The organism is Filifactor alocis ATCC 35896, from assembly GCF_000163895.2.
Classification (GTDB): Bacteria; Bacillota; Clostridia; order Peptostreptococcales; family Filifactoraceae; genus Filifactor; species Filifactor alocis.
Window position 1 is genome coordinate 330,557 of sequence record NC_016630.1, and the last position, 12,086, is coordinate 342,642.

General features: G+C 31.1%; 15 protein-coding genes and 1 tRNA gene. 8 read left to right on the plus strand and 8 right to left on the minus strand.

What is annotated here, in order from left to right; genetic code table 11:
- Nucleotides 1–114 precede the first annotated feature (114 nt).
- Entirely contained in the window at nt 115–1,032 is a 918-nt protein-coding gene (gene ctlX, locus HMPREF0389_RS01415) for a citrulline utilization hydrolase CtlX (protein WP_014261958.1), read from the plus strand.
- 220 nt (nt 1,033–1,252) lie between these two features.
- On the opposite strand, the gene HMPREF0389_RS01420 is transcribed toward ctlX, so the two are convergent.
- The 4 genes from HMPREF0389_RS01420 to acpS form a co-directional block, all read right to left on the minus strand.
- Nucleotides 1,253–1,337 (minus strand) — tRNA-Leu (locus HMPREF0389_RS01420).
- A 216-nt stretch (nt 1,338–1,553) separates the two neighbouring features.
- The gene (locus tag HMPREF0389_RS01425) at nt 1,554–1,928 is read right to left on the minus strand and encodes a type II toxin-antitoxin system PemK/MazF family toxin (RefSeq protein WP_014261959.1); all 375 of its coding nucleotides are present in this window, start codon (nt 1,926–1,928) and stop codon (nt 1,554–1,556) included.
- Nucleotides 1,929–2,253: 325 nt separating this feature from the next.
- On the minus strand, nt 2,254–3,420 hold the full coding sequence (gene alr, locus HMPREF0389_RS01430) for an alanine racemase (RefSeq protein WP_014261960.1): 1,167 nt from the start codon (nt 3,418–3,420) through the stop codon (nt 2,254–2,256).
- A gap of 122 nt (nt 3,421–3,542) precedes the next feature.
- Complete coding sequence (acpS, locus tag HMPREF0389_RS01435; protein WP_014261961.1) at nt 3,543–3,911, minus strand: holo-ACP synthase; 369 nt, start codon at nt 3,909–3,911, stop codon at nt 3,543–3,545.
- Between the two features lie 192 nt (nt 3,912–4,103).
- Between acpS and HMPREF0389_RS01440 the strand changes: the two genes are divergently transcribed.
- From HMPREF0389_RS01440 to rsfS, 7 genes are all read left to right on the plus strand, one after another.
- Nucleotides 4,104–4,361 carry a GIY-YIG nuclease family protein gene (locus tag HMPREF0389_RS01440; protein ID WP_014261962.1) on the plus strand — a complete coding sequence of 86 codons (258 nt, stop codon included), beginning with the start codon at nt 4,104–4,106 and terminating at the stop codon, nt 4,359–4,361.
- A gap of 100 nt (nt 4,362–4,461) precedes the next feature.
- Entirely contained in the window at nt 4,462–5,472 is a 1,011-nt protein-coding gene (locus HMPREF0389_RS01445) for a methionine ABC transporter ATP-binding protein (protein ID WP_014261963.1), read from the plus strand.
- A gap of 67 nt (nt 5,473–5,539) precedes the next feature.
- Nucleotides 5,540–6,136: a methionine ABC transporter permease gene (locus tag HMPREF0389_RS01450; protein WP_314024550.1), complete on the plus strand. Its 597-nt coding sequence runs from the start codon at nt 5,540–5,542 to the stop codon at nt 6,134–6,136.
- A gap of 147 nt (nt 6,137–6,283) precedes the next feature.
- A complete protein-coding gene (gene nadD, locus HMPREF0389_RS01455) occupies nt 6,284–6,904 on the plus strand; it encodes a nicotinate-nucleotide adenylyltransferase (RefSeq protein WP_014261965.1) in 621 nt (206 codons plus the stop codon).
- Nucleotides 6,905–6,909: 5 nt separating this feature from the next.
- Nucleotides 6,910–7,509, plus strand: a complete 600-nt coding sequence (yqeK, locus tag HMPREF0389_RS01460) for a bis(5'-nucleosyl)-tetraphosphatase (symmetrical) YqeK (RefSeq protein ID WP_014261966.1) — start codon at nt 6,910–6,912, stop codon at nt 7,507–7,509.
- Nucleotides 7,493–8,737: an LCP family protein gene (locus HMPREF0389_RS01465; RefSeq protein ID WP_041250745.1), complete on the plus strand. Its 1,245-nt coding sequence runs from the start codon at nt 7,493–7,495 to the stop codon at nt 8,735–8,737. The genes yqeK and HMPREF0389_RS01465 overlap by 17 nt, the downstream gene beginning before the upstream one ends.
- Nucleotides 8,738–8,751: 14 nt before the next feature.
- Nucleotides 8,752–9,096 carry a ribosome silencing factor gene (gene rsfS / locus HMPREF0389_RS01470; protein WP_014261968.1) on the plus strand — a complete coding sequence of 115 codons (345 nt, stop codon included), beginning with the start codon at nt 8,752–8,754 and terminating at the stop codon, nt 9,094–9,096.
- Between the two features lie 142 nt (nt 9,097–9,238).
- Here rsfS and HMPREF0389_RS01475 read toward each other — a convergent pair whose 3' ends face one another.
- The 4 genes from HMPREF0389_RS01475 to rpsB form a co-directional block, all read right to left on the minus strand.
- Nucleotides 9,239–9,817 (minus strand): hypothetical protein, encoded by a 579-nt coding sequence (locus HMPREF0389_RS01475; protein WP_014261969.1) that lies wholly within the window; start codon nt 9,815–9,817, stop codon nt 9,239–9,241.
- Between the two features lie 165 nt (nt 9,818–9,982).
- Nucleotides 9,983–10,144: a rubredoxin gene (gene rd / locus HMPREF0389_RS01480; RefSeq protein WP_014261970.1), complete on the minus strand. Its 162-nt coding sequence runs from the start codon at nt 10,142–10,144 to the stop codon at nt 9,983–9,985.
- Nucleotides 10,145–10,270: 126 nt separating this feature from the next.
- The gene (gene tsf, locus HMPREF0389_RS01485; protein WP_014261971.1) at nt 10,271–11,215 is read right to left on the minus strand and encodes a translation elongation factor Ts; all 945 of its coding nucleotides are present in this window, start codon (nt 11,213–11,215) and stop codon (nt 10,271–10,273) included.
- Nucleotides 11,216–11,319: 104 nt separating this feature from the next.
- Nucleotides 11,320–12,078, minus strand: coding sequence for a 30S ribosomal protein S2 (rpsB, locus tag HMPREF0389_RS01490; protein ID WP_014261972.1), 759 nt, complete (start codon nt 12,076–12,078; stop codon nt 11,320–11,322).
- Nucleotides 12,079–12,086 lie beyond the last annotated feature (8 nt).

The following is a 12,086-nucleotide window of genomic DNA, read 5'->3' on the forward strand; positions in this document are numbered from 1 at the left end:
CTGTTTAAATTAATTCATAAATCACTTGAAATATACGATATTTACTGTATAATGATAAGTAGTTAAAATCTAAAGTTGATAGATTTTTACACAAAAATTAGGAGGGATTAATTTATGAAACACTCTACATCATCTATTGTTATGGTTAGACCTGTAGCATTTCAATTTAATGCAGAAACTGCAGTAAACAATGTTTATCAAAATAATGATAACAGAGATGTTAACGAAGTACAAAAAAAAGCATTGGAAGAATTTGATAATCTTGTAAAAGAACTTGAAAATCGTGGTATTACTGTTCACGTTCTTCAAGACACATTAACTCCTGCCACACCGGATTCCATTTTCCCAAACAACTGGTTCTCAACACACGAAGGTGGTTTGATGGTAGTATATCCTATGTTTGCTGAAAATAGACAAGCAGAAATTGCAAAATTCCGTGCAACTGTAGAAAAGATTGCTGAAGAAAGTCAAAAAGATGAACCTTTCTTTACTATCATTGACTATTCTAAAAACAGAGAAAGAAATCAAATTCTAGAAGGAACCGGATCTATTGTAATTGATAGAAAAAACAAGGTAGCATACTGTACTCTAAGTCCTCGTGCAGACAAAGAAATGTTTGACAAATGGTGTAAAGAAACGGGACATACAGGAGTAACATTCGTTTCTTACCAAGAAGGAAAACCAATTTACCATACTAACATCGTTATGGGAATCGGAGAAAAAACTGCGTTGGTTGGTCTTGATGCAATTGATGAAAAAGATAGAGCTCGTGTTCGTGAGTCATTAGAAGCAGGTGGAAACGAAATCATTGAACTAACAATGGATCAATTAAAAGCTTGTGCAGGAAATACCTTAGAATTAAAAGGAAAAGATGGAAACTTTATCGCTATCAGTAAAATGGCATATGATTCATTAACAAAAGAACAGGTAGAAAAAATAGAAAAAACAACACCTATTCTTGTAGCTGACATCAACACTATTGAATTCTATGGAGGCGGAAGTGTTAGATGTATGATGGCTGAAGTGTTTTAATTTATAAAAACGAAATTTTAGTAACTAAATAAATTTTTATACGGATTATATCTGACAAAGTAGATATAGTCCGTTTTTTATTCCCAAATAATTCAAACAAAAATTTTTATTTTTCAATATTGTTCTGAATGAGGAAACTACAGGACATTAAATTAATACAAAAAAATAAAATGCCGTGATTTCAATATTCACAGCATTTTACAAAAAAATACAATATGTATGGTGCAGATAGGGAGACTCGAACTCCCACGAACAATGTTCATACGCCCCTCAAGCGCACGCGTCTGCCATTTCGCCATATCTGCAAAATCTCTTGTAAATTATAACACACTCTTTTGAAAAAAGAAATCACTATTATATATTTCATAATTCATCATAAAATTCGAATCAATAGTTCAAGCAAAAGATAATTCAAAAAACTATTTTTCATATCACATCATAACTTTATTTATTACAAAGAACATATTCTGTAAAAATAATTCATTGTACTTTTCATAAATTACTTATATGTATTAAATCGCCTAACGTCGTCTCATATCTGTCAAACCTAAACTGATGTATAACGCCTTATCTACTTTTTCCATAAATCTGGGGCTACACTTCCCAATCTTATCTTTCAATCTCTGTTTATCTAGAGTACGAATCTGTTCTAATAAAACTACAGAATCCTTTGCCAATCCGAACTCTTTTGCGGAAATCTCCAAATGCGTTGGTAATTTCGCCTTATTAATTTGTGAAGTAATTGCTACAACAATAACTGTAGGAGAATATTTATTCCCTATATCATTCTGAACAACAAGAACCGGTCGAACTCCTCCCTGTTCAGAACCGATGACGGGGCTGAGATCAGCATAAAAAATATCTCCTCTCTTTACAATAGTATTTATCATAATCATTTCCAACTTTCCATAATTATCTATAGATTTTGTAAGTCCATCAACTATTATAATACTAAAACCTAATTAAATGATTGAACCAATCCAATCTCTACAAGTTATACTTTTGATTGTTTCGTGAATCAGTTTATTTACACTTTCACAGAGCATGTCCATAACTTTTTCAAATGTCTGAAACACTTGATTCTTCAAGAAATAATTAAATCATTCTATTGAGTTTTAGTATAAATATACAAATGCTACTTGAATCAAATACATTGTGCTACAATACCGTTGTTCCTATTACTATAATACATCATAGCATAACTCAATTATTTGAACAATCTCATCTCATTCTTAAATAATCTACTACTTTAACAACTTTCCCTTTTCTACGAAAAATCCTCGGTATTCTTCGTTGCATCATACATAAAACCTCATAAGAGATTGTCCCCATAGCTTTTGCTAATCGCTCCACACTCATGTCTTGTTCATCTGAATAAATAACCACTTTATCTCCTATATTAAATTCTTTGGATATATCTAAACGAATCATACTTTGATCCATGCAAACATTACCAACAATCGGATACTTATCTCCTTTTATCTTAACATAACAATTATTGCTTAACGCCCTACTAAACCCATCTGCATATCCGATTGGGATTGTTGCAATTTTTTCATAATCATCCTGCACAATATATTTATGCCCATAGCTAACTCCGGTTCCTTTTTCTACTACTTTTAAATTCGATATTGTTGAAAATAAACTCATCGCCGGCTTAATATTAACATTTTTTTCAGAAACCTCTTTTGATGGATAGTAACCAAACAAAGCTATTCCGAGTCTTACCATATCCAAATGGTATTCAGGATAACAAATTGTTGCAGCAGTATTACAACAGTGTCTTATATCAAATGTTATATTCTGTTTTTCTAAACTTTGAATTAATTTAGAAAAAACATAAAATTGTTTTTGTGTATGGAATTTATCACGTTCATCCGCTCTTGCAAAGTGAGTAAATATTCCCTTAAAATGCAATCCATCCAATCTACTCAATTGTTTGATATCTCTTATTGCCATATCATTACACAGAAAACCTATTCTAGACATGCCACTATCTATTTTAATATGAACATTTGCAACTTTTTGATGCTTCAGAGCAATATTGTTCAAAGCTATTCCTTGACTTAAAGTATATATAGGTATATCTATATTGTTCTTTAATAATTCTTCATACTGATATTCAGGAACAAAACTCAAACAAGTAATAGGTAACTTAATTCCTGCGTTTCTCAATTCTAATGCTTCATCCATATTAGATACAGCAATATAGTCAATCCCCATATTTTCATACAACTTTGCTATTTCAACACTTCCGTGCCCATATGCATTTGCTTTCAGAACACAGCATACTTTTGTTTTATGAGTAATTAACTGTTTCAAATTTTTATAATTTTGTTCTAATGTATCTAAATTAATCTCAGCCCAAGTTGCTCCGTATTGTCTCACAAAAAATTCCCCTCTGAAATGTTCATTTCATACAGTATATCACTAATTTACATATTTTTATTTGATTTTTTGTATTTTGTAATATTATTTACATTTTTCACATAATACCAACATTCATAAAACTATTCCATAACACAAAAAGCAATTGCATTGTCTCTTTCATGAGAAATAGATATATGTACATAAGATATTTCTTTTTCTTCCAATGCCATCCTGGCATTAGAATACAAAGTAACATAAGGTTTCCCATAAGAATCATGAAAAATTTCTATATCCTTCATAGAAAATCCTACAAATCCCGTTCCTAACGCCTTAGCTACAGATTCTTTCACAGCGAAAAAAGAAGCAATCGTTTCTATGGAATTGTTTTTTTGCTTGAAATAATATTTTTCTTTTTCTGTAAACAACCTATCTATAGTCCTAGGATGCTTGCTACATAGGTTCGACATCCTTTTTATAGAAACAATATCTACCCCTACTCCTTTAACCATATTTATTCCCCTTTTGACTAAATTTGCATTTTTTTAAAATCATTTGAATGTAATATTTTTTCTTGGCGAAAAAATATTATTCCAATAATTTTATCTAACAACACATCCAAACTATGTTATAGTAATGTAAGTGATGAATTCTATCTGTTTATTTTTAATTATACACCAATATTTATGAAAGGTAATGAATCTATGAACAAAAAAATAAGTTTTTTCGTATATATTCTGAGATGTAAGGATAATTCACTGTATACCGGATACACTATAAATGATATTAAAAAACGAGTTGAACAACACAACAACGGAACTGGAGCAAAATATACACGCAGTAGACGACCGGTTTCTCTTGTTTATTTTGAAGAATTTTCATCAAAATCAGAAGCTTTAAAAAGAGAAATTGAAATAAAATCGTATTCAAAATCAAAAAAAGAACTTCTTGTAAAAAGATAAGGTTAATTTTTTTTGTTTTTTTTATTTTTTTATTCTATAGCAATGCAAAAAATGATATTATAACAAGTATTATATTATAAAATGATTGAGGTGATTGTAATTGATTAATTTAATAAATATTTCCAAAAATTTTCACACAAAAAAAAATACCGTAGTAGCTTTGGACAATGTAAATCTTCATATTGAAAAAGGTGATATATTTGGTATCATCGGATACAGCGGTGCCGGAAAGAGCACCTTAGTTAGATGTATTAATTTCTTAGAAGTTCCCTCACAAGGAACAGTACAAATCAAAGGTGTTGACTTATCTTCACTTTCCCAAAAAGAATTAAGAAAACAAAGAAAAAACATAGGTATGATTTTTCAACACTTTAATCTTATGAATAATATCAATGTATTTGACAACATAGCAGCCCCTTTGAAACGCGACGGAATGAGCAAAACCCAAATTAATGAACGAGTTAATTCCTTATTGAAGTTAGTTGGTTTGGAAGAAAAATCTGCCGCTTTTCCCCGACAACTGAGTGGTGGACAAAAACAGAGAGTTGCCATTGCAAGAGCATTAAGTAACAATCCGGAAATTTTATTATGTGATGAAGCCACATCAGCATTAGATCCTAACACAACAAAATCTATTCTGTATTTACTGAAAAAAATTCACAAAACTACCGGAATTACTATCGTCGTTATTACACACCAAATGGAGGTTGTAAAACAAATATGTAACAAAGTCGCTGTGATGGAAAGTGGAAAAGTTGTAGAGGAAGGTAGTTTGATTGACATTTTTGCAAATCCACAGAATAATATCACAAAAGCTTTTGTATCTCAAACAATGCACGGAGATGAATTTTTAGAAAAAATGAAAGATGAAAAACAAACGATATACAAACTGTCGTTTCTGGGAAATACGACTCACTCTCCATTAATATCCGATGTAATCCAAAAATATTACATCTCTATTAATATTTTATTTGGAAACATCGAAAAAATATCTAACTCTATGGTAGGTAATTTATATGTAGAACTATTTGGAGATTCAGAAAAAATAAAACAAGCGATTGATTATATTAAACAAACCGGAACAAGAATCGAGGTGATTTCTCATGATTAGTGTATATTTCCCAAATATAATAGATTTATTTCCAGAACTTATTTCCTCTCTATGGGAAACTATTCTTATGATAACTATTTCCGGATTTTTTTCCACACTTTTCGGACTTCCTCTTGGAATTATCATGTTGGTGACATCAAAAGGACATATATTAGAAAACCCTAAGCTTTATTCCGTTTTATCAAAAATAGTAAATGCATTGCGTTCTATTCCTGCAATTATCTTATTTACTGCATTAACCGGAATTACTCGCTTTATCATGGGAACCAGCATCGGATTAAAAGGTTCTTTATTTCCTCTTACCATTGCCTGTATACCATTTTTGGCAAAACAGATTGAACTTGCACTATATTCCATTGATTTAGGAGTAATAGAAGCTTATACCTCTATGGGCTTTTCTCCATTTCAAATAATTTTAAAAGTTATCTTAATTGAAGGTTTAGGAGGAATTATTAATGCAATCACCGTTTCCTTAGTAAGCTTGCTCAGTTTCTCTGCGATTGCCGGATCTGTCGGTAGTGGTGGGCTCGGATATTTTGCAATTCGTTACGGATATCAAGGGTTTAAACAAGACGCAATGATTGTCACCGTTATCATCATCCTGCTCATTGTATATTTTATTCAGGCAGCAGGAGATTTTCTTGCAAGAAAAGTAACGCATTAATTTTATTAAAAACTGTATTTGTCGATAAGCACAGTTTAATGGGATGATTCAGAGTCTATAATATTCAATTAAACATAGAATTATACTATATTTTAAGATATAATGTTTATAGACTAATAGAAAATTAAAACTATAGGAGTAATTGCCATGGCACAAAAAATCGGAATACTTGGCGGAACTTTTAATCCAATCCACATAGCTCATCTATATATAGCTGAAGCTGCCAAAGATTATCTTGCACTTGATAAAGTTATGTTCATTCCTGCAATTCACCCCTATCATAAAGATAGCAAGAATTTGATCAGTTTTGAACATAGAATGAAAATGATTAAGGAAGCTATTAAAGATAACAATGACTTTATCGTATCTAACCTGGATCAAGAACTTCATCAAGAAAAATCCTACACAATACACCTTTTAAAAAAATTAAAAACCGACCATCCTAATGATGAATTTTTCTTCATTATAGGTTTAGATTCTTTAATTAATATAGAATCTTGGTATCACTTTGAGCAACTGTCTCAATATGCAACCTTTGCCTGTTTTTTAAGAAACAATGAAACGCTTCCGTCTAAATCTATTCAAGATAGGTTGTATTATTTAAAACAAAAGTACAATATGGATGTCCTATATTTTTCTACTGTATCATTAGACATATCCTCAACCAAAATTAGGCAATCCATACAAAAGGAAGAAACTGTTCGCTACTTGTTACCTGACAATGTACTTCAGTACATCAAAAAAAAACATCTGTATGAAGCAAGGTGATTCGTTTGAATTTAGAAGAATTAAAACTACATTTAAAAAACACCTTATCGCCTGAACGATTCCGACATACGCAAGGTGTTGTAGAAACATCTGCCATGTTGTGTGACATCTTTCAGGAAGACAAAGAAAAAGCTATCATTGCAGCATGGTTTCACGATTATGCAAAAGAGTACTCATCTAAAGAACTGATTTCGTTTTTAAAAAACAAAAATTGTCCTATAGACGAAATCGAAAAAAAGAGTACTCAACTATTACATGGAAAAGTCGCTGCCATCATCGCCAAAGAAAAATATCATATTTTAGATCAAGATATTCTCAATGCCATTTATTACCATACTACCGGCAGAAAAAATATGAGTCGTCTGGAGTTGATTGTTGCATTTGCTGACTGCATAGAACCAAGTCGAACTTATCCATTTGTTAATGAATTAAGACAATATTCTACTTATGATTTAGAGTTGGGATTCTATCATGCATTAAACTATACTATCGCTTTTTTAATAAAAGAAAATAAATTAATTCATCCTCTTACTATTGAAGCAAGAAATGATTTAATGGAACGTTGCATAAACAGAAAGGTGATCTTTTGTGAAAAAATTTCTTAAAAATATTAGTATTGCGTTTATTATTTTATTTTCAATAATCTCCTTAACAATATATTTCAAACAAGATGGGGTAACAAATAAACCTACCGAATTTGAAAAATACTGGTTAAATGCAACAGAAGCAAAAGAACGAGTCAATGTTCTGATTATGGGAATAGATACTATTGAAGGAAAAACAGATGCTGATAACGCCAGAACTGATACAATGATTATATGTAGCATTGATCCTGTAGGAAAAACAGGATATATACTTTCTATCCCCAGAGACAGTCGTGTAAAAGTTGATGGTAGAAAACACAAAACAAAAATCAACCATGCACATAAATATGGCGGCATTGAACTTGCTGTCTCAACAGTAAAAAATACTTTTCATATTCCAATCCATCACTATATTCGAGTAAATTATGATGCTCTTATTAAAACAGTAGATGATATGGGTGGGGTAGAAATTAATATATTACAAAATATGGATTATGATGACAACGCCTCCAATCTACACATCCACTTCAAGCCCGGAATACAAACACTAAATGGACAACAATCTATGGAATTTATAAGGTATAGACATGGGTATGCAAATAAAGATTTGGGAAGAATCGAAGCACAACAATATTTTTTGGACTCTTTTCTACGCAAACTACTGTCAGCACAGTCTATTACCAAAATACCTAAATATCTTGAAACACTATATCAATATGTTGACACAGATATGTCAAAAAAAGAAATTATTTCTTTGGCAGCTACCATCATAAAAATAAATCCAAATGATATTCCTAAAAAAACTGTTCCCGGAAATGCAAAGACTATTAATGGAATTTCCTACTATATTATTGATGAAGAAGAAACACAAAATATTTTAGAGTATCTAAATAAAGGCATTTATGAAAAACAAGAAGATATCACTACTGAAAATGCACCTATTGAAGAACTTTCTTCTGAAAGTAAAAAACCGGAATATAGCATCTTTGTTTACAATGGGTGTGGAACACCAAAAATTACAAGACGAGTATCTGATTTGTTAAAAATTGAAGAACTTCCTATTTCATATAGTGGAAATGCAAGTAATTTTGACTATGAAAAAACAAAAATTTATTACAAGGACAATGAACGTCTCGCAAAAAAAATATCCGGTATTATAGAAGTTGGAGAAATAAAACAAGGTACCGGTGCAATTGATTATAGAGAACCGGATATTGTAATCATTGTAGGAAAAGATTTTAAAAAATAGAAGGAGAATGAATCGTGAATGAGCTAAAAACCATCATTAGTGCCATAAAAGACAAACTTGGAGAAAACATCGTAATTCTGGATATCAAAAAAGTATCTACAATTTCAGAATATTTCATCATAGCAAGCGCAGATAATGAAAGAAAAGTGTCTGCAATTGCTAAGAATGTAGAGGATGAAATGAAAAACATATCTTATTTTGCCTATTCTAAAGAAGGATACGATACACAAAAATGGATTGTCTTAGATTACGGAGAATGTATTGTTCATATATTCAAGAACGAAGAAAGAGCTTTCTATGATTTAGAACGGCTATGGAAGGATGCCCCATATATTGATATTGATACCATCTTGGCCTAATGAAACAAATATATCACAAATTTATTAAAGGGTTTGTACTATTCATATTGATAATTATTGTCATAATAGTACAAACCCTTTAATTTTCATTATATATAATAACAACTCTATTGATTATCACAATTACTGAAGAACACAATCTTTATCTATAAAGAATGAAAGACTGACATAGTACTAATGGATATCTACATCCTGTATCAACTGTGACAAAAGGTTCTGATATCGTTATCTTCACTTGACTGGCATTTCCTACCCACATAAAAAACTCTTTATTCAAGTTATTTGTAACACTGCCAGAGGTAGCTGTTAATTTAGTACTACTTAAAACATGACCATTTAAATTATTATATGCTGTAATTATAGCAGTTCCTCCCGACATTAAAGAAACAGTAGAGCTGACTTTAAATGATAAATCTAAATAATTACCTGACAAATCATCTGATATTACTTCTGCAATTGCCAGACCATAATCTTGTTCACTTTCTTTCCCGATTTCTCCTGCCGCCACCGCTGCTATTTTCTCCTCACCATCATTGGTATCTACTATTATTCCGATTGCCATTGCACTTTTTGAAGGTTCATCAGTTTTTTCATCTTTACTTTCTCTTAATATTCTCACAAGATTTTCTGAATTCCAATTATTCTTTTCATTTATAAATATAACATATATGATTGAACACACGATAAACATCATTAAAAATAAAGAGATATTTTTACTCATAATTAACCCTCTTAATTTAAACTATATTATTTTCAGTATTATAAAAAAAAGTAACTATATGATAAAAAATATATACTGTCATTTTCAGTATAGTGCAATTTTTTATAAAAACTATAATAAAAAACACACACCTTCGAAAAAATGTGTGTGTTTAATAAACTGAAATTAATCTTCCAATTCAAATTCTTCTTTTCCCACACCACAATTTGGGCAAGTCCAATCCTCAGGCAAATCTGCAAATGCTGTACCCGGTTCAATTCCACCATCAGCATCGCCTTCCAACGGATCGTATACATAACCACAAACTGAACATACATAAGTTTCCATTTTATAATCCCCCTAAAATATACAATTCACACTCTATGTGCTGTTCATTTAATACCCCTATTTTCTGAATTTCACACATATATTTTAAATTTTTCTATTTTTTGATAAATATTTTTTATCAAAAAATTAGTTGCCCATTTGTTTTGCAACTTCTTCTGCAAAATTTTCTTCTTTTTTCTCCAATCCTTCTCCCACTTCAAATCTAACTGTAGATTTCACCACAATTTCAGCACCTACTTCTTTTGCTACATTTTTTACAACTTGGCCTACAGTCAAATCAGAATCTTTTACAAACGGTTGCTCTAACAAGCATACTTCTTTTAACTCTTTATTTAATCTTCCAATTACCATTTTTTCTATAATTTCCATCGGTTTTTTCTTTTTACCTTTTGCAGCTTCTTCTTCATTTTCATTCACTGCTTGAGCCATTAAAATTTCTTTTTCATGAGCAATATATTCTTGATCTACATCATCACTGGAAATATATTTTGGATTCATCGATGCAACTTGCATAGCGATATCTTTTCCTAATTCTTGTAATTTTTCAGAATCAGATGATGTAGCTAAATTAACTAAAACTGCAATTTTTCCTGCTCCATGCACATATCCAACCACTGTTCCATTTTCTTGACTTTCAACGGCAAAACGACGAATAGTCATATTTTCACCAATTTTAGATATTTTTTCATTTAATACAACTTCCAATGACTTTCCATTCTCTAACTCTGAAGCTTTAAAAGCAGCTAAATCAGCCGGTTTTGCTCTTAATGCCAATTCTGCAGCAGCAGAAACAAAATTTTTGAATTCTTCATTTTTTGCTACGAAATCAGTTTCCGAGTTAATTTCTACAATTGCACCATGCTTTTTATCATCAGAAACAACAAGAGAAACCAAGCCTTCTGCTGCAATTCTTCCTGCTTTTTTAGCAGCTTTTGATAAGCCTTTTTCTCTAAGAATATCCACAGCCTTTTCCATATTTCCTTCTGCTTCTACCAGCGCTTTTTTGCAATCCATCATACCTGCTTGAGTTTGTTCACGTAATTCTTTTACCATTCCTGCAGTAATTTGCATTATAATTCCTCCTCATATTATCAAAAAAATAAGGAACCCTCCCCTCACAATGGGTGAGTAAAATCAAGAAAGGTTCCCTTAAAAATATATCTTTACAATTTTTATTATTCTTCTGTTGAATTTGAAGTATTCTCTTCTACAACCTCAACTTCAGCTTCTTCTGTTACTTCATTCATTTCTCCTTGCTTTGCTTCAATAACAGCTTGAGAAATAACAGAAGTAATCAACTTAACAGCACGAATTGCATCATCATTTCCAGGAATCGGATAATCAATTTCATCCGGATCACAGTTTGTATCAATAATTCCTATCAAAGGAATTCCTAAATTTTGAGCCTCTTTAATTGCAATTCTTTCTTTTCTAGGGTCAACGATAAAAATCGCTCCAGGTAACTCAGGCATATCTTTGATTCCATCAAGATACTTCACTAATTTAGATTTTTCATGCAATAATTGCATAACTTCTTTCTTTGGTAACAAATCGAAAGTTCCATCTTCTTGCATTGCTTCTAATTCTCTTAAACGATCAATTCTCGTACGAATTGTCTTATAGTTAGTTAACATTCCTCCTAACCATCTTTCGTTTACATAATACATTCCGCAACGCTCAGCTTCTTCTTTGATTGCATCTTGTGCTTGTTTTTTTGTTCCTACAAAAAGAATAGGTTTACCTTCTGCTGCTACTGTTGAAACAAATTCATATGCTTCCTCAATTTTCTTTACTGTTTTTTGTAAATCAATAATATAGATTCCATTTCTTTCAGTAAAGATAAACTTTGCCATTTTAGGATTCCATCTTCTTGTTTGGTGTCCAAAATGTACTCCTGCTTCCAATAATTGTCTCATACTAACTACATTACTCATATTTTCCT